Origin of the sequence: Tepidamorphus gemmatus, assembly GCF_004346195.1 — a bacterium.
GTDB classification, from domain to species: Bacteria; Pseudomonadota; Alphaproteobacteria; order Rhizobiales; family Tepidamorphaceae; genus Tepidamorphus; species Tepidamorphus gemmatus.
Genome location: NZ_SMAK01000004.1, coordinates 92,010 through 109,566 on the forward strand (window position 1 = coordinate 92,010; position 17,557 = coordinate 109,566).

13 protein-coding genes are annotated in these 17,557 nt (G+C 67.3%); 7 read left to right on the forward strand and 6 right to left on the reverse strand.

The window, feature by feature from the left end; all coding sequences use genetic code 11:
* The first annotated feature begins 464 nt into the window (after positions 1 to 464).
* The 7 genes from EDC22_RS07895 to EDC22_RS07920 all read left to right on the forward strand — a co-directional run bounded on the left by EDC22_RS07895 (position 465) and on the right by EDC22_RS07920 (position 10,896).
* Positions 465 to 4,193 (forward strand): vitamin B12-dependent ribonucleotide reductase, encoded by a 3,729-nt coding sequence (locus EDC22_RS07895; protein ID WP_132806099.1) that lies wholly within the window; start codon positions 465 to 467, stop codon positions 4,191 to 4,193.
* Positions 4,194 to 4,548: 355 nt separating this feature from the next.
* Complete coding sequence (locus EDC22_RS17920) at positions 4,549 to 4,689, forward strand: hypothetical protein (protein ID WP_165926835.1); 141 nt, start codon at positions 4,549 to 4,551, stop codon at positions 4,687 to 4,689.
* Positions 4,690 to 4,698: 9 nt separating this feature from the next.
* Positions 4,699 to 5,931 carry a 3-methyl-2-oxobutanoate dehydrogenase (2-methylpropanoyl-transferring) subunit alpha gene (locus tag EDC22_RS07900; RefSeq protein ID WP_132806100.1) on the forward strand — a complete coding sequence of 411 codons (1,233 nt, stop codon included), beginning with the start codon at positions 4,699 to 4,701 and terminating at the stop codon, positions 5,929 to 5,931.
* A gap of 3 nt (positions 5,932 to 5,934) precedes the next feature.
* The gene (locus tag EDC22_RS07905) at positions 5,935 to 6,948 is read left to right on the forward strand and encodes an alpha-ketoacid dehydrogenase subunit beta (RefSeq protein WP_132806101.1); all 1,014 of its coding nucleotides are present in this window, start codon (positions 5,935 to 5,937) and stop codon (positions 6,946 to 6,948) included.
* Positions 6,949 to 8,292 (forward strand): dihydrolipoamide acetyltransferase family protein, encoded by a 1,344-nt coding sequence (locus tag EDC22_RS07910; RefSeq protein ID WP_132806102.1) that lies wholly within the window; start codon positions 6,949 to 6,951, stop codon positions 8,290 to 8,292.
* A 5-nt stretch (positions 8,293 to 8,297) separates the two neighbouring features.
* Positions 8,298 to 9,692: a dihydrolipoyl dehydrogenase gene (gene lpdA / locus EDC22_RS07915; RefSeq protein ID WP_132806103.1), complete on the forward strand. Its 1,395-nt coding sequence runs from the start codon at positions 8,298 to 8,300 to the stop codon at positions 9,690 to 9,692.
* A 226-nt stretch (positions 9,693 to 9,918) separates the two neighbouring features.
* Entirely contained in the window at positions 9,919 to 10,896 is a 978-nt protein-coding gene (locus EDC22_RS07920; protein ID WP_132806104.1) for a VOC family protein, read from the forward strand.
* Between the two features lie 166 nt (positions 10,897 to 11,062).
* On the opposite strand, the gene der is transcribed toward EDC22_RS07920, so the two are convergent.
* The 6 genes from der to EDC22_RS07950 all read right to left on the reverse strand — a co-directional run bounded on the left by der (position 11,063) and on the right by EDC22_RS07950 (position 17,553).
* Positions 11,063 to 12,430, reverse strand: coding sequence for a ribosome biogenesis GTPase Der (gene der, locus EDC22_RS07925; protein WP_132806105.1), 1,368 nt, complete (start codon positions 12,428 to 12,430; stop codon positions 11,063 to 11,065).
* Positions 12,431 to 12,447: 17 nt separating this feature from the next.
* Positions 12,448 to 13,815 (reverse strand): outer membrane protein assembly factor BamB family protein, encoded by a 1,368-nt coding sequence (locus EDC22_RS07930; RefSeq protein WP_132806106.1) that lies wholly within the window; start codon positions 13,813 to 13,815, stop codon positions 12,448 to 12,450.
* Entirely contained in the window at positions 13,812 to 14,549 is a 738-nt protein-coding gene (locus tag EDC22_RS07935) for a tetratricopeptide repeat protein (RefSeq protein WP_132806107.1), read from the reverse strand. Before EDC22_RS07935 ends, EDC22_RS07930 begins: the two co-directional genes overlap by 4 nt.
* Positions 14,550 to 14,718: 169 nt before the next feature.
* Positions 14,719 to 16,197, reverse strand: coding sequence for an Asp-tRNA(Asn)/Glu-tRNA(Gln) amidotransferase subunit GatA (gene gatA / locus EDC22_RS07940; protein WP_132806108.1), 1,479 nt, complete (start codon positions 16,195 to 16,197; stop codon positions 14,719 to 14,721).
* A gap of 202 nt (positions 16,198 to 16,399) precedes the next feature.
* Positions 16,400 to 16,687: an Asp-tRNA(Asn)/Glu-tRNA(Gln) amidotransferase subunit GatC gene (gene gatC, locus EDC22_RS07945; RefSeq protein WP_132806109.1), complete on the reverse strand. Its 288-nt coding sequence runs from the start codon at positions 16,685 to 16,687 to the stop codon at positions 16,400 to 16,402.
* 167 nt (positions 16,688 to 16,854) lie between these two features.
* On the reverse strand, positions 16,855 to 17,553 hold the full coding sequence (locus EDC22_RS07950; protein ID WP_132806110.1) for a metal-dependent hydrolase: 699 nt from the start codon (positions 17,551 to 17,553) through the stop codon (positions 16,855 to 16,857).
* Positions 17,554 to 17,557 lie beyond the last annotated feature (4 nt).

The window sequence follows — 17,557 nt, forward strand, 5'->3', positions numbered from 1 at the left end:
ATGTGCCGGGCGCGGCGAGCCCGGCACGGACGGATTGGCGGGACCTGGCCCGGTTGTCCCCGCTGTTCAGCGGCGGTTAGGACATTCTTAACGCCGCGTCACTATATATTGCCGTTGAAATTGGGCGGGATACTAGAGCTTGTGAAAATCTGATGTCAGCGCCGGGGAATGGCCTTGACGCCCGTTGGTCGAGTCTCATACCGTTAATTCTGCCTCGGCGGCGGGTCGGGCCGACCCGGTTTCCGGGGAAATCAACAGTAGACTCAATGCGTTATCTCCGGCGCATGGCCGGAGGGCGAGATGTTGTTTGCGGCTGGGGCGCGGGGGACGGCATCCGACTGCTCCGACGGCGTCGGTGAGGCCCCCAGTCGGGTCGAGTCAACGTGTCGGGACGGGGCTTTGATGGCCGGGCCGACTGGACCCGGGGCGGCAGGAATGCGCCGAGGCGCGAGCGGGGAGCCGAGATGCGGATCGAACGAATCTACACGGTCGAGGGTAAGTCGCCCTATGAGGGCATCGAGTTCCGCAAGACCACCAGCGAGATCCGCAATCCCGACGGCTCGGTCGTCTTCCGCCTCGAGGACATCGAGGTGCCGGCGACCTGGTCACAGGTCGCCGCGGACATTCTTGCACAGAAGTATTTTCGCAAGGCAGGTGTCGCGGCGCGGTTGAAGCCGGTCGAGGAGAGCTCCGTTCCGCCCTGGCTGTGGCGCTCTGTGCCCGACACCGAGGCGCTGGCAGAACTGCCGGAATCCCAACGCTTCGGCCCGGAACGCGATTCGCGTCAGGTGTTCGACCGTCTCGCCGGCACGTGGACCTACTGGGGCTGGAAGGGCGGATATTTTGACAGCGAGGCGGATGCGCGCGCCTTCTTCGACGAGCTCGCCTACATGCTGGCGACGCAGAAATGCGCGCCGAATTCGCCGCAATGGTTCAACACCGGCCTGCACTGGGCCTACGGCATCGACGGCCCCGGCCAAGGCCACCACTATGTCGACTTCGAGACCGGCGAAGTCGTCGCCTCCACCTCCGCCTACGAGCATCCGCAGCCGCATGCCTGCTTCATCCAGTCCATCGAGGACGACCTCGTCAACGAGGGTGGCATCATGGACCTTTGGGTGCGCGAGGCACGGCTGTTCAAGTATGGCTCGGGTACCGGCTCGAACTTCTCGAAGCTGCGCGGTGACGGGGAGGCGCTGTCGGGCGGCGGCAAGTCGTCGGGACTGATGAGCTTCCTGAAGATCGGCGACCGGGCGGCCGGCGCCATCAAGTCGGGCGGCACGACACGGCGCGCCGCCAAGATGGTGGTGGTTGACGTCGATCATCCCGACATCGAAGCCTACATCGACTGGAAGGTGGTCGAGGAACAGAAGGTCGCCGCGCTGGTGACCGGTTCCAAGATCTGCCAGAAGCACCTGTCGGCGATCATGAAGGCCTGCGTGAACTGCGCGGGCTCCGGTGACGACTGCTTCGATCCGCAGAAGAACCCGGCACTGAAGCGCGAGATCCGTGCCGCAAAGAAGGCGCATGTGCCGGAGAACTACATCCGCTGGGTGATCCAGTTCGCCCGCCAAGGTTATACGTCGGTCGAGTTCCCGCTGTTCGACACGGACTGGGACTCGGAAGCTTATCTCACCGTCGCCGGCCAGAATTCCAACAACTCGGTGCGCGTCACCGATGAGTTCCTGCGCGCGGTCGAGAACGATGGCGAGTGGAAGCTGACCCGCCGGCTGGACGGCACGGTCGCCGCGACGCGCAAGGCCCGCGACCTGTGGGAGAAGATCGGGCACGCGGCATGGGCCTGCGCGGATCCGGGCATCCAGTTCCACACCACCATCAATGACTGGCACACCTGCCCGGCGGCCGGCGAGATCCGCGCCTCGAATCCGTGCTCGGAGTACATGTTCCTCGACGATACGGCCTGCAATCTCGCGTCGCTCAATCTCTTGCAGTTCCGCAAGGCGGATGGCTCGTTCGACGTCGCCTCGTTCGAGCACGCCACGCGTCTGTGGACGATCGTGCTCGAGATCTCGGTGCTGATGGCGCAGTTCCCGTCCCGCCGCATCGCGGAACTGTCCTATGCCTACCGCACTCTCGGGCTCGGCTACGCCAATATCGGCGGACTGCTGATGACATCCGGCATCCCCTACGATTCGGACGAAGGCCGCGCGCTTGCCGGCGCGATCACCGCCCTGATGACGGGCGTGTGCTATGCGACCTCGGCCGAGATGGCCGGCGAACTCGGCGCGTTCCCCGGCTACGAGCCGAACCGCGAGCACATGCTGCAGGTCATCCGCAACCATCGCCGGGCCGCGCACGGCGAGAAGGACGGCTACGAGGGGCTGAACACCCTGCCCGTGCCTCTCGATCATGCCTCCTGCCCCGACGCGTCGATCGTTGCGGCGGCCTGTCATGCCTGGGACCGGGCGCTGGCGCTGGGCGAGGAACATGGCTATCGCAACGCCCAGGTCACCGTGATTGCGCCAACTGGCACGATTGGCCTGGTGATGGACTGCGATACGACCGGTATCGAGCCCGACTTCGCGCTGGTGAAATTCAAGAAGCTTGCCGGCGGCGGCTACTTCAAGATCATCAACCGGGCCGTGCCGGAAGCACTCGCCAAGCTCGGCTATCAGCCGGCCCAGATCGACGAGATCGTCGCCTATGCGGTCGGACACGGCACTCTCGCCGGAGCGCCGGCGATCAATCACGACACCCTCGCCGCGAAGGGGTTCACCCGCGAGAAGCTCGAACTGGTGGAAGGCGCGCTGAAATCCGCTTTCGACATCAAGTTCGTCTTCAACAAGTGGACTCTCGGCGAGGATTTCCTCCAGGGGGCCCTGGGCGTAGCGGCGGACCGACTGGCGGACCCGAGCTTCGACCTGTTGTCGGAGCTCGGGTTCAGCCGCCGTGACATCGACAGGGCCAACACCTTCGTGTGCGGCGCGATGACGCTGGAAGGCGCGCCGCACCTGAAGGAGGAGCACCTGCCGGTCTTCGACTGTGCCAATCCGTGCGGGCGCACCGGCAAGCGCTATCTGTCCGTCGAGAGCCACATCCGCATGATGGCGGCCGCCCAGCCGTTCATCTCGGGTGCCATCTCCAAGACGATCAACATGCCCAACGAGGCCACCGTCGAGGATTGCAAGTCCGCCTACATGCTGTCGTGGAAACTGGGGCTCAAGGCCAACGCCCTCTATCGCGACGGCTCCAAGCTGTCGCAGCCGCTGTCGGCGCAGCTTCTGGCCGACGACGAGGAGGACGAGGAGGACGCGGTCGAGGCGCTCGCCGCCACCGGCCCGGTTCAGCCCAAGGCGGTCGCGGTCGCCGAACGGATCGTCGAGCGCATCGTCGAGAAGACGATCCGCGAGCGCGAGAAGCTGCCGCACCGACGCAAGGGCTATACCCAGAAGGCCATCGTCGGCGGACACAAGGTCTATCTCAGGACCGGCGAGTACGAGGACGGCCGGCTCGGCGAGATCTTCATCGACATGCACAAGGAGGGCGCCGCCTTCCGCAGCCTGATGAACAACTTCGCTATCGCCGTCTCGCTCGGCCTGCAGTACGGCGTGCCGCTCGACGAATATGTGGAGGCCTTCACCTTCACGCGCTTCGAGCCTGCCGGATTCGTCCAGGGCAATGACTCGATCAAGAACGCCACCTCGATCCTCGACTACATCTTCCGCGAGCTGGCGATCTCGTATCTTGGCCGCCACGACCTCGGCCATGTCGATCCCTCCGACATCGGTTCGACTGCGATGGGGGCCGGCGTCGATGAGGGCAAGCCGATCCCGGCCGTGCCGGCGACTCGGTTCGTGTCGACGGGTCTGGTGCGCGGCAAGGTCAGCGAGAAGCTGGTGGTCGTGCACGGCGATGGTCGGAGCGAGGGGCGGGGACACGATCACCGTGCCGAGACGCCACGCGGCGGTACCGTCGGCCAGATCCAAGCCCGCGCGCAGAGTTTCACCGGTCAGGCCGGCAGCCAGGCGACGGCACTGAAGCGCGAGGTCGCCGTGGCGATCGAACCGCAGACCGCCGTCGTCCCCCAGCCGACCGTGGCCGAACGCCGCGCGCAGGCGATGCTGAAGGGCTATGTCGGGGAGTCCTGCACCGAATGCGGCAACTTCACCATGGTGCGCAACGGCACCTGCCTGAAGTGCGACACCTGCGGATCGACGAGCGGGTGTAGCTGAGCGACGCTTGCCGATTGGCGAGAAGCGATGGGGCGGCCACGGCCGCCCCTTTTCGTTGCGGCTGCGTGGCAGGCCTGTCAAGGCTTACCCACACCCGAGTGTCCCGCTGTCCCGTGTCATTCCGGGGACCGACGCTACGGCGTTCCGGAAGCGGGCGGGCACGACGATCGCGATGGCGCTCGGGGCGTCTTGATCCCGAATTGCATTGGCCCTGCTCGCGTGAGCCGGGCGACAACGGCGCGTTGGCGATGCCGGGCCGCCGGGCTCATTCCCTCGAACGGTCCCGGGACTCATCAATCATTTCACATGTTGCCGCCGGGTTACACGCGGGCAGTCCAGCCGCCGGAGGCAGCGGATGCGTATCGAGGAGGAGTTCATTCCCTACCCCGCGCGCCGTCCGGCAGTGGAAATCCGCGCCGATCCGGTCGATGATCGGCTCGGGCGGGTCGGAACGCCTGCGCCCGCCCCGTGGTGGACTGGTGCAATGGACCGATAGGCTTGCCCGATGGACGATGTCGTACCGCTCAGCCTGCACGTGCCCGAGCCGGAGGTGCGCCCCGGCGGCACGCCGGACTTCTCCATGGTGGCGATTCCGAAGGCCGGCTCGGTGCCGCGACCGCCGGTCGATGTCGATCCGCGCGAGATCCGTGACCTCGCCTTCTCGATCATCCGCGTGCTCAACCGCGAGGGCGAGGCAGTGGGCCCCTGGGCGGGGCTGCTGACGGACGACGACCTGCTCGAGGGGCTGCGCCACATGATGACGTTGCGCGCCTTCGACGCGCGCATGCTGATGGCACAGCGGCAGGGCAAGACCTCCTTCTACATGCAGCACATGGGCGAGGAGGCGGTGAGCTGCGCGTTCCGCAAGGCGCTCGAGCCTGGCGACATGAACTTTCCGACCTACCGGCAAGCCGGCCTTCTGATCGCCGGCGGCTACCCGATGGTCGACATGATGAACCAGATCTTTTCCAACGAGGCCGATCCCCTGAAGGGCCGCCAGCTGCCGATCATGTACTCCTCGAAGGAGCATGGCTTCTTCTCGATTTCCGGCAATCTGGGAACCCAATTCGTGCAGGCCGTCGGCTGGGCGATGGCATCGGCGATCAGCAACGACACCAGGATCGCCGCCGGCTGGATCGGCGACGGATCGACGGCGGAAAGCGATTTCCATGCCGCCCTCGTCTTCGCCTCGACCTATCGGGCGCCGGTCGTCCTCAACATTGTCAACAACCAGTGGGCGATATCGACCTTCCAGGGCATCGCCCGCGGCGGCTCGGGCACATTCGCCGCGCGCGGGCTCGGATTCGGCATTCCCTCGCTCAGGGTCGACGGCAACGACTATCTCGCCGTCTATGCCGTTGCCAGATGGGCGGTGGAACGGGCCCGGCGCAATCTCGGCCCGACCCTCATCGAGTACGTCACCTACCGCGTGGGTGCCCACTCAACGTCGGACGATCCCTCCGCCTACCGCCCCAAGGATGAGTCGGAAGCTTGGCCGCTGGGCGATCCGGTCATTCGGCTGAAGAACCACCTGATCCGGCGCGGTGCCTGGACCGAGGAGCGGCATCGGCAGGCGGAGGCAGAAGTCATGGACACCGTCATCGCCGCCCAGAAGGAGGCCGAGAAGCACGGCACGTTGCATTCGGGCGGCAAACCCTCGGTACGCGACATGTTCGAGGGCGTCTATGCCGAGATGCCGCCGCATCTGCGACGTCAGCGTCATCAGGCGGGAGTCTGATCCATGGCCAGAATGACCATGATCGAGGCGATCCGCTCGGCCCTCGACATCTCGATGGGGCGTGATCCGAAGGTCGTCGTGTTCGGCGAGGATGTCGGCTATTTCGGCGGCGTCTTCCGCTGCACGGCCGGGCTTCAGCAGAAATACGGCGTCACCCGCTGCTTCGATACGCCGATCAGCGAGCTCGGCATCGTGGGCACCGCGATCGGCATGGCCGCGTACGGCCTCAGACCCTGCGTCGAGATCCAGTTCGCCGATTACGTCTACCCGGCCTATGATCAGATTGTCTCGGAGGCGGCGCGGATCCGCTACCGGTCGAACGGCCAGTTCACCTGCCCGATCGTCGTGCGCATGCCGACCGGTGGCGGCATCTTCGGCGGCCAGACCCACAGCCAGAGCCCGGAGGCGCTGTTCACCCATGTCTGCGGGCTCAAGGTGGTCGTGCCGTCCAATCCGCGCGATGCCAAAGGTCTGCTGATCGCTTCGATAGAGGATCCGGACCCGGTGATCTTCCTGGAACCGAAGCGGCTCTACAACGGCCCCTTCGACGGCCATCACGAGCAGCCGGTGACGCCATGGTCGAAGCATCCGCTCGGCGACGTCGATGACGGTCACTTCACCGTGCCGCTCGGCAAGGCCGAGATACGCCGGCAAGGCAGCGCCGTGACGGTGCTGACCTACGGAACCATGGTTCATGTCGCCGAAGCGGCAGCACGGGAAACGGGCATCGACGCCGAAATCATAGATCTGCGGACGCTGCTGCCGCTCGACCTCGACTGCATCGTCGAGTCGGTTTCCAAGACCGGCCGGTGCGTCGTGGTGCACGAGGCGACGCTCACCTCAGGCTTCGGTGCGGAACTGGCGGCCCTCGTCCAGGAGCACTGCTTCTACCATCTCGAGGCGCCGATCGCCCGGGTGACCGGCTGGGACACACCCTATCCGCACGCTCAGGAATGGGACTACTTCCCGGGTCCCGCGCGTGTCGGCGAGGCGCTCGTGCGCACGATGGAGGCCTGAATGGGCGAGCACGTGGTCAAGCTGCCCGACGTCGGCGAAGGCATCGCCGAGGCCGAGCTCGTCGAATGGCACGTCAAGGTGGGCGATCCGGTGCTCGAGGACACGGTGCTTGCCGCGGTAATGACGGACAAGGCGACGGTCGAGATTCCCTCCCCGGTCGCCGGCACGGTTGCCTGGCTCGCTGCGGAGATCGGCGAGAAGGTTGCCGTCGGCGCGCCGCTGGTGAGGCTGCGCGTCCCCGGTTCCGACGGTTCCGCAAGCCAGCCGCCGCAGATGGGAGGAACGGCGCCGATGGAACAGCCGCAGACGGGTCCCGAGCCGCAACCGCAGCCGGAACGGCAGCGCATGGCCGCGGCGCCCCAGGCAGGCGCTGAGCCGTCGGCGGCCGCAAAGCCGGCGCGGCGTCCAGCACTGGCGGCGATGCCCGCCGCACGGGCACCGGCTGGATACGGGGCGCCGCGGCCGGCGGGCGAAAAGCCGCTCGCCTCGCCGGCCGTGCGCCGGCGCGCGCGCGAGGCCGGCATCGACCTGCGTCAGGTGCCCGGTACCGGCCCGGCCGGCCGCATCACGCACGAGGACCTCGACGCCTTCCTGAACCGCACCCCGGGCACCCCGGCGCGGTCGGGTCCGGCGCCGGACACTTCGGTCGAGGAGATCAAGGTCATCGGTCTGCGGCGGCGCATCGCCGAGCGGATGGAACTCGCCCATGCCCGCATCGTGCCGATCACCTATGTGGAGGAGATCGACGTCACGGCCCTCGAGGAGCTCCGCGCGAAGCTCAACGCCGACGCCGGCTCCACAGGCAGGCCGCGACTGACCCTTCTGCCCTTCCTGATGCGCGCGATGGTGGCCGCGATCCGCGAGCAGCCGATCGTCAATGCCCACTATGACGACGAGGCAGGACTCATCCGGCGGTTCGGCGGCGTGCATGTCGGCATCGCGACCCAGACGGACGCCGGCCTTACGGTCCCGGTCGTTCGGCATGTCGAGGCGCGCGACATCTGGGACTGCGCCGCCGAGCTTGCGCGTCTGGCGGAGGCCGCGCGCAGGGGAACGGCGACACGCGAGGAGCTGTCGGGCTCGACGATCACCATCACCTCGCTGGGCGCGCTCGGCGGCATCGCCACGACCCCGGTGATCAACCATCCCGAGGTCGCCATCGTCGGTGTCAACCGCATGGCGGTGCGGCCGATGTGGAACGGCTCCGAGTTCGTGCCGCGCAAGGTGATGAACCTGTCATCCTCGTTCGACCACCGTGTCGTCGACGGATGGAACGCCGCCGTGTTTGTCCAGCGCATCAGGACGCTGCTGGAGACCCCGGCCCTGATCTTCATGGAAGGCTGAACGGGATGAACGAGATCGTCTGTTCGCTGCTGGTGATCGGTGCCGGTCCCGGCGGCTATGTCTGCGCGATCCGCGCCGGCCAGCTCGGCATCGATACCGTGATCGTCGAGAAGGATCGGCCGGGCGGCACCTGTCTGAATGTCGGCTGCATCCCGTCCAAGGCTCTCATCCACGTCGCCGAGGAGTTCGAGAAGGCGGTGCGCTGGGCACAGGACTCCGCCCCGCTCGGCATCTCGGTCTCCGCACCGGCGTTCGATCTTGCGCAGGCGATCGCCTGGAAGGACCACATCGTCGGCCGCCTCAGCATCGGTGTCGCGGGTCTGCTGAAGAGGGCGGGCGTCAAGACGCTGCACGGGCATGCACGCTTCCGCGACGGCAAAACCGTGACCGTCGAGACCGAGACCGGCATCCAGGTCGTCAAGGCGAAGACGATCGTGATCGCCACCGGCTCCGAGCCGGTGACGCTGCCGGACCTGCCGTTCGGCGGACCGGTAATCTCCTCATCCGATGCATTGACGCTGACCGAGCTGCCAAACCGCCTCGCCGTGATCGGAGGCGGCTATATCGGGCTGGAACTCGGCATGGCCTTCGCCAGACTCGGCAGCAGGGTCTCCATCATCGAGTCTGAGCCTCGCATCCTGCCGCTCTATGATCCGGAGCTGACGCGGCCGGTGGCGAAACGGTTGAAGGAGCTCGGCGTCGATGTCCTGGCCGGCGCGCGGGCGCGCGGACTGTCGCCAGCAGGCGACGCGCTGATCGTGGAGACAGCCGAAGGTGCCCGTAGCATCGCTGCGGACAAGGTGCTGGTCACCGTCGGCCGGCGGCCGGTGACCGGCGGTGTCGGGCTCGAAGAGATCGATCTCGACATGGCCGGGCGATTCCTCCGCATCGACGACCAGTGCCGCACGTCGATGCGCGGCGTCTATGCGATCGGCGACGTCACCGGCGAGCCGATGCTGGCGCATCGCGCGATGGCGCAAGGCGAGATGGTCGCCGAGATCGTCGCCGGCAAACGCCGCTCGTGGGACGTGAGGGCGATCCCGGCAATCTGCTTCACCGATCCCGAGATCGTGTCGGTCGGCTTGTCGCCAGAGGAAGCACGGGCCGGCGGGCGCGAGATCAAGATCGGGCAATTCCCGTTCAGCGCCAACGGGCGTTCGATGACGAAGCTGGCCGAGGACGGATTCGTGCGGGTCGTCGCGCGCGCCGACAACCATCTGGTGCTCGGCATCCAGGCGGTCGGGCAAGGCATCTCGGAGCTGTCGACCGCATTCGGCCTGGCGATCGAGATGGGGGCGCGGCTCGAGGATATCGCCGGCACCATCCATGCCCATCCGACCCAGGGCGAGGCGTTTCAGGAAGCGGCCCTCAAGGCACTCGGCCACGCGCTGCACATCTAGCTCCGGGAAAGCGTCGCGCGCGACCGACTCCGGCACCCCCCACGTCGGGCCCGACGGTTGACGCCATGGCGCCGCGAACGACGCGCGGCATCGCCCCGCGGCGCGCTGACCGCAGGATCGCAGCGCCGCTCACGAACAGAATGCGCCCACCTGATCGGAAAATGCCCTAATGTGGATCAGTCGGGCCGCCCGGACCGCGCATCATCCTTCCACTGCGAGAGCGCGCATGAGCTTCGTCGATGATCAGACCCGCCGCAGCGTGCTGAAAGGTCTTGCCCAGCTTGCGACGGCCGGCGGCGCGGCGACAGGACCCGCCGACACCCGGGCCGGGTCCGCATCGGACCGACCGACCTTCGCCAGCACCACGGTCATCCATGTCGGCGAGATCGGCCTCCGGGTCCGCAATCTGGAGCGGACGATGGCCTACTACCGCGACGTGATCGGGCTTGCGGTTCTGGCGCAGACCGACACGACCGCGATCCTCGGCGTTCCGGGCGTTCCGTTGCTGGCGCTCGAATCGCGGCCGGACGACCGGCCGGACAGCGCGCGGCTGGCCGGGCTGTTCCACACGGCGTTCCTGATGCCGACGCGGGCCGATCTCGGGCGCTGGCTGATGCATGTCGCAGGCAACCGGATACCGGTGACCGGCGTTGCCGACCATCTGGTCAGCGAGGCGATCTATCTCGACGATCCGGAGGGCAACGGCATCGAAGTCTATGCCGACCGGCCCGTCGATGGCTGGGCCTGGGACAGCGGCGGCGTGGTGATGGCGACGGCGCCACTCGACATCGAGAGCATCATGGCCGAAGGCGCCGCAGACGGGCGAGGCTGGTCGGGCGCGGCTCCGGCCGGCCTGCGGATCGGTCATGTGCATCTGAGGGTCGGCGACGTCGATGAGGCGGAGCGATTCTACGGCAACGCGATCGGCTTCGCCGTGACCCGCAGGCTGTCCGGCGCGACCTTCCTGTCGAGCGGACGCTACCATCATCACCTGGGCGCCAATGTCTGGCACAGCGCGGGTGCGGGTCGACGTCCCGAAGCGACCAGCGGACTCGCCTTCGTCGGGTTCAAGGTGACCGACGCAGCGAGTCTCGAGGAAATCGGCGGACGCCTGGTCGGGCTCGGCCACGAAGTGCGGGCGGATGACGGCGTGCTCGAGGTCCTCGATCCGTGGGGCATGGCCCTGCGATTGACGGTTGAATAGACCCGAAGCCGGGTTCGCTCGGGCGGGGCAACGTCATTCATCGAAACCTGACGGGGATCGGGCGTGTGCCCTCCCGATCCCGCGTCGGTTTGGCGGCCCGGGATGACGGTGTGGCGAATGGAGTGGGGGGCGCGGGCCGGCCGGCACGTTCAGCCACCAGCCACCGTCAATCCTTGGCGTAGGGGTTGTCGGCGCTGCGCAGATGCAGGCGGACGGGGACGCCGACGAGCCCGAACGTGTCGCGCAAACCGTTCAGGAGGTAGCGCTTGTATGAATCGGGAATGGCGTCCGTGCGCGAGCCGAAGGCGACAAACGTCGGCGGCCGCACTGCGGTCTGGGTGACGTAACGAAGCTTGATCCTGCGCCCGGCAACGGCCGGCGGCGGATGATGATCGATCAGCGCCGCAAACCAGCGGTTGAGCTCGCCGGTCGGCACCCGGGTGTTCCAGCGCGCATGGATATCGAACACGTCCTTCATCAGGCGGTCGAGCCCGAAGCCGGTCAGGGCCGACACCGGCACCAGCGGCATGCCGCGCACCTGCGGAAGCAGTCGGTCGGCTGCCTCGCGCAGGTCCCTCAGCCGCACATCGGGATCAGTGATGGTGTCCCACTTGTTCACGGCGATGACCAGCGCCCTGCCCTCCCGCGTCACCAGGTCGGCGATCTGCAGGTCCTGCTTCTCGAACGGGCTCTGCACATCCAGGACGACGACGACAACCTCGGCGAACCTGATCGCCCTGAGGGCGTCACCGACCGACAGCCTCTCGAGTTTCTCCTGAACGCGCGCCTTGCGCCGCAACCCGGCGGTATCGACGAGCCGCACCGGCCGGCCCTTCCATTCCCAGTCGACCGCGATCGCGTCGCGGGTGATGCCCGCTTCCGGACCGGTCAGCATGCGCTCTTCACCGATCAGACGGTTGAGCAGGGTGGACTTTCCGGCATTCGGCCGGCCGACGATAGCGATCCTGACCGGATCACCCTCCCCCGCTTCGTGCGCCTCGGCTTCAGTCGGATGCTGCTCACGCGCGGCATCGATCCGCACCAGCGCCTCGGTAAGGTCGGCGAGACCGAGGCCATGCTCGGCCGAGACGGCGATCGGCTCGCCAAGACCCAGTTCGAACGCTTCATAGAAGCCCGGCTCGCCAGAGGACCTCTCGCACTTGTTGGCAACCACCACCACCGGCTTGCCGGTCCGGTGCAGCAGCGCGGCGAAATGCCTGTCGGCCGGTGTCACGCCGGCGCGCGCGTCGATCAGGAACAGGGCGGCGTCGGACTCGGCGATGGCGGTCTCGGTCTGCGCTCGCATGCGCCCCTCGAGGCTGTTCGGATCGGCTTCCTCGAGACCGGCCGTATCGACGACGACAAGTGCCAGGTCGCCCAGTCTGGCCTCGCCCTCGCGGCGATCACGCGTCACGCCCGGCCGGTCGTCAACGAGCGCCAGACGCCGTCCGATCAGGCGGTTGAAGAGCGTCGACTTGCCGACATTCGGGCGCCCGACGATCGCCACCCGGAGCGGCCGCTGGGCCTCGCGCATGTCCAGGCCTCTCCGTCCTAGTTGAAGGCCGTGAGCTTGCCAGTGTTGTCGAGCACGAGAATGCGCCCGCCGGCGGCGATCGGGCTGATGTAGACCGGGCTGCCGATCGTCTGCGTGGACAGCACGGCCCCCGTTTCCGGGTTGAGGGTGATCATCCGCCCGTCGGAGGTGGCAACCCAGAGCCGCCCGCCGGCCAGGAGCGGTCCGGCAAGATTCACCGGCAGCTTGTCCTTGGGATTGGCCTTCTCGGACAGATCCGTCATCCAGCGAACCTGGCCCGTCTTGCGGTCGAGCGCCACCACCTGGGCGCCGATCGTGGCAACGAAGATGGTGTTGCCGGCGACCGCCGGCGTATGGGCGCTGGACACATTCTGCGCCCAGATGCGGTCGCCGTTGCGCGCGCTGACGCCGATCATGCGGCCAGACACCGACACCGCATAGACGTCGCCCTCATAGATGACCGGCGAGGCGGCGACGTCGCTGATGCCGGAGACGGCGGTGAAGCGGTTGGCGCCGGTCAGCGCATCGATCCAGCGCGGCTCGCCGGATTTGGCGTCGAATGCGAGGATCTCGCCGGACGAATAGGGCACCACGACAATGCCGCCCGACACCGCAGGGCTCGCATTGCCGATCACGCCGGCAGCCTGGCCGATGCCGATCTGGGTCCACAGCACCGAACCATCGGCGATGTTGACCGCGTGGACGACATTGTCGGCACTGACCACATAGGCGATGCCGTCCGCGATCGTCGGCGCACTGCGGGCCGGGGCACCAAGCTCGGTCGTCCACAACACGCCACCGTCACTGGCGCCGATCCCCACCATCGTACCGTAGCCGGTGGCGGCGACGACGATACCGCCCTCCGCGGCGATGCCGCCGTTGAAGACGACGCTCTTCTCCTTCTCAGGCTTGAGCGACACCGACCAGCCGCGGCCACCGCCTTCGAGCGAATAGGCCGACACGCGGGCGTGCTGATCCATCACGACGACCAGACCGCGATAGACGATCGGCTTGGCGGTGAGCCGGCCGCGACGATCGACGCTGGCAACCGAAACCGACCAGGTCGCACCGCCGGAACCAAGTGCGACGTTGCCCGGCGCGTTGGCAGCATTGCCCCCGGGTTGCGACCAGTCGCCGAGATCACGTGGTGCCGGCAGGCTGACAGGGGTCGTCGCGGTGTTCTCGGCGACGCGCAGTCCATCCGTCGTTTCGATCGCCGGCCGGCGATCTCCGGGAACACGCTTCTCCTTCTCGGCGAAGGGGTTGAAGCTGACCAGGTTGATGTCTTCGAGCGACGACACGTCGCTGCAGCCGGTGAGGGCAACGGCCAGCGCCAGCAGCGTCGCCGGCGCCAGCCGACTGCGCGGGGGAATGGTGGTGCTCATTGCGTATCGCCCTCCCCGGATGCAGCCGGCTGTTCTGCCTCGGGCGTCGCAGTGGCAGGCGCGGCCGCTGCGGCCGGCACAGCCGGCGGCGCCTCCGACGCAATCAGCGCGACCATCAGCTGGGCACGCTGACGCATGTCCTGCGGGGTCGCGGTGTCGGCGAGCAGTTCCTCGAAACGCGCGTTGGCGGTTGACAGGTCGCCAGCCTGAAAGGCGGCGAGGCCGAGGATTTCCCGCGCCGAATGGCGCCACGGATTGCCCTCTGCGGCGAGCCGCCCGACGCGCTCGTCGATGCCGGACAGATCGCCAGCGTCGAGCAGCAGATAGGCCGCCCGAACCCGGGCCACGTCCCTCAGGCGATCTTCGATCGCGGCATCGTTGGCGACGGCGTCGAAGGCGGCGACTGCCTCGCTGACCTTGCCGGCATCGGCGAGCGTGGCCGCGGCGCGCAGCCGCGCCAGCGCCGCGAATCCGGTGCTGCTGCGGGCGATCTCGGCGAAGGCCGCGTCCGCCTCGGCATGCTTTCCGTCGCGGGCAAGTTGCAAGGCCTCGTAATACTGCTGGCCGGTCTCAGCCGCCTGGCGCGCCACATACCACTGCCAGCCTCGCCAGCCCGCCGTGACGGCGACGACCAGCACGGCGACCGCCACGACATAGATGCCGTAGCGATCCCACAGCACCTTCGCCTGTTCGCGGCGAATTTCCTCTTCGACTTCGCGAAAGATATCCGACATGCGGCCAAGCCCGCGCCTTCACCCGTTACGCCATGATCGGCGGGCCCATCCGGGCCGACGATAACAAGCCCCGCGCCGCACGCCAACGCGCGGTGCCAGGCCGACCGATCGCGCCGTGTTAAGCGTTCATTTGGCCGATATCAAGGCTCGCCGACCGAGCCCTGCCGCTTCAGGCCCACCAGACCTCGGGCGAGAAGCGGCCTGCGGCGTCCTCGATGACCTGACCGGCGCGAAACAGCGTCGCCTCGTCGAACGGGCGGCCGATGAGCTGGAGCGCAAGCGGCAGTCCATCCGCCGACAGCCCAGCCGGAACGGCAATGCCTGGCAGGCCGGCCATGTTCACCGTGACCGTGAACACGTCGTTCAGATACATCTCGATCGGCGAGGCGGTTGCCATCGACGCCACCTCGAACGCGGCCGAGGGTGTCGCCGGCGTCAGGATCGCATCAACGCCACTGGCGAAGACCGTCTCGAAGTCGCGCTTGATCAGGGTGCGGACCTTCTGTGCCCTCAGATAGTACGCGTCATAGTAGCCGGCCGACAGCACATAGGTGCCGATCATGATGCGCCGCTTCACCTCGGCGCCGAAGCCGGCCGCGCGCGACTTCTCATACATGTCGACGATGTCGGTGCCCTCGACGCGGAGGCCGTAGCGCACGCCGTCATATCGAGCGAGATTCGAGGACGCTTCGGCAGGGGCGACGATGTAGTAGGCTGGCAGGGCGTACCTGGTATGCGGCAGCGAGATGTCGACCAGCTCGGCGCCGGCCGCCCGCAGCCAGTCGGCGCCCCTCGCCCACATCGTCTCGATCTCGGCCGGCATGCCGTCGATGCGGTACTCGCGGGGGATGCCGATGCGCATGCCTCTTATCGAGCCACCAACCGCTGCCTCGTAGTCCGGAACCTCGATATCGACCGACGTGGTATCCTTCGGATCGACCGAGGCCATCGACTTCAGCAGGATCGCCGCATCACGCACGGTGCGGGCGATCGGGCCAGCCTGGTCGAGCGAGGAGGCGAACGCCACGATCCCCCAGCGCGAGCAGCGCCCGTAGGTCGGCTTGATGCCCACGGTGCCGGTAAACGCGGCCGGCTGACGGATCGAGCCGCCGGTGTCGGTCGCGGTGGCCCCCGCGCAGAGCCAGGCCGCCACTGCCGCCGCCGAGCCGCCGGACGAACCGCCCGGCACCAGATCGGCGTTCGAGTTCGCCGCGCGCCAAGGGTTGATCACGGGACCGTAGCACGACGTCTCGTTCGACGAGCCCATGGCGAATTCGTCCATGTTGAGCTTGCCGAGCATGACCGCCCCGTCGGCCCACAGATTGGCCGTGACGGTCGATTCGTAGGGTGGCCGGAAGCCGGACAGCACCCTGCTTGCAGCCTGGCTGTGCACCCCCTCGGTGCAGAACAGATCCTTGATGCCGAGCGGGATGCCCTCCAGCGGACGCGCCTCGCCCCTGGCAAGCCGCGCGTCCGAGGCCTTGGCCATCTCGCGAGCCTTGTCGGGCGTCTCGACAATGTAGGCGTTCAGCCGCCGCGCTGCCTCGATCGCGGAGATATAGGCCTCGGTCAGTTCGAGAGCCGAGATTTCCCTGCGGGCAAGGCAGTCGCGGGCCTCGGCGATCGTCAGTCGGGTGAGATCGGTCATGCCTCGGTCTGCGTCACGCGTTGAGGGATTTCTTCAGGAACATCGACATGCCATCGTCCTCTCAGCCGAGATTGGAACCGCCGCCTTTGACCGCTGCGAGGGGACAGAGCGACATGGGACGGTCGCCGGGCGTTCCGGTCGGCGCGCCGACATCCGGCGCGCGCTGCCGCTCGACCTCCACCGGCAGGCCCGTCGACATCGCCTACTCTACCACCTTCGGCACGACGAAATAGTGATCCTCTGTCTCCGGCGCATTGGCGACGATCTTGTCGGCGATGCCGCCGTCGGTGACCACGTCGTCGCGCATCTTCATGGCGACATGGACGACGCTGGTCATCGGCTCGACGCCTGTCACATCCACTTCCTCGAGCTGCTCGACGAAGCCGAGAATGGCGTTCAGCTCGCCCTTCAGCGACTCGGCCTCCTGCTCGGTGACCGCAATACGCGCAAGCCTGGCAATGCGCCTGACGGTGTCGATATCGACCGACATGGGATTTGATGTCCGGATCCGTGGCGGATGAGGAATGTGGCGGGGCTATAGCATCGGCCGGGCAAGGGGGGCAACGCCTCCCCGCCTGCCGCGGCGCACGATCGCCCCGAGTCCCGGCCGAACCGACTGGCCTGATCCACCCGGCATCCCGACCTGTACGATGCGGCTCATACCTCGACGGCCGTCCCCCGCTCCGGCACGACGACGCCCGAGCCGCCCATCGCCGCGACGAACTTGTCCGCCGTCTGGTCGATGATCGGGAAGGTGCCGTAGTGGCAGGGGATGACGGTCTTGAAGGAGAAGTAGCGGCGGCAGGCCATCGCGGCGAGCTCGGCGCCCATGGTGAAGCGATCGCCGATCGGCACGATCCCGATCGTGGGCGCGTAGATCTCGTTGATCAACGCCATGTCCGAGAATATGTCGGTGTCGCCCATGTGGTAGACGATCTTGCCCGGCTCCGCCTTCGATATCAGCACGATGCCGGCCGGATTGCCGAGATAGAGCGGCTTGCCGTCGACGATCTCGGCGGAGGAGTGCCAAGCCTGGACGAAGGCCAGCGAGAAATCGTCGAAATCCTGACGGCCGCCGTGGTTGCCGGGGCTGACGTTCTCGACGCCCTTGCCGGCCAGATACATGCAAATCTCGAAATTGGCGACCAGCGTCGCACCGGTCGACCTGCAGATGTCCACGGTGTCGCCAATGTGATCGGAATGACCATGCGTGAGCGCGACATGGGTCGCCCCGGCCGCGGCCGCCTGGACGCCGCCCTTCCAGGTCGGGTTGCCGCTCAGGAACGGATCGATCAACACCACCGCACCGCCCGTCTCGACGCGGAAGGCGGAATGTCCGAACCAGGTGATCTTCATGGCG

Coding starts and splice junctions, on each gene's coding strand:
- EDC22_RS07895 (WP_132806099.1), top strand. CDS start 465: ATGCGGATCGAACGAATCTACACGGTCGAGGGTAAGTCGCCCTATGAG.
- EDC22_RS17920 (WP_165926835.1), top strand. CDS start 4,549: ATGCGTATCGAGGAGGAGTTCATTCCCTACCCCGCGCGCCGTCCGGCA.
- EDC22_RS07900 (WP_132806100.1), top strand. CDS start 4,699: ATGGACGATGTCGTACCGCTCAGCCTGCACGTGCCCGAGCCGGAGGTG.
- EDC22_RS07905 (WP_132806101.1), top strand. CDS start 5,935: ATGGCCAGAATGACCATGATCGAGGCGATCCGCTCGGCCCTCGACATC.
- EDC22_RS07910 (WP_132806102.1), top strand. CDS start 6,949: ATGGGCGAGCACGTGGTCAAGCTGCCCGACGTCGGCGAAGGCATCGCC.
- lpdA (WP_132806103.1), top strand. CDS start 8,298: ATGAACGAGATCGTCTGTTCGCTGCTGGTGATCGGTGCCGGTCCCGGC.
- EDC22_RS07920 (WP_132806104.1), top strand. CDS start 9,919: ATGAGCTTCGTCGATGATCAGACCCGCCGCAGCGTGCTGAAAGGTCTT.
- der (WP_132806105.1), bottom strand. CDS start 12,430: ATGCGCGAGGCCCAGCGGCCGCTCCGGGTGGCGATCGTCGGGCGCCCG.
- EDC22_RS07930 (WP_132806106.1), bottom strand. CDS start 13,815: ATGAGCACCACCATTCCCCCGCGCAGTCGGCTGGCGCCGGCGACGCTG.
- EDC22_RS07935 (WP_132806107.1), bottom strand. CDS start 14,549: ATGTCGGATATCTTTCGCGAAGTCGAAGAGGAAATTCGCCGCGAACAG.
- gatA (WP_132806108.1), bottom strand. CDS start 16,197: ATGACCGATCTCACCCGACTGACGATCGCCGAGGCCCGCGACTGCCTT.
- gatC (WP_132806109.1), bottom strand. CDS start 16,687: ATGTCGGTCGATATCGACACCGTCAGGCGCATTGCCAGGCTTGCGCGT.
- EDC22_RS07950 (WP_132806110.1), bottom strand. CDS start 17,553: ATGAAGATCACCTGGTTCGGACATTCCGCCTTCCGCGTCGAGACGGGC.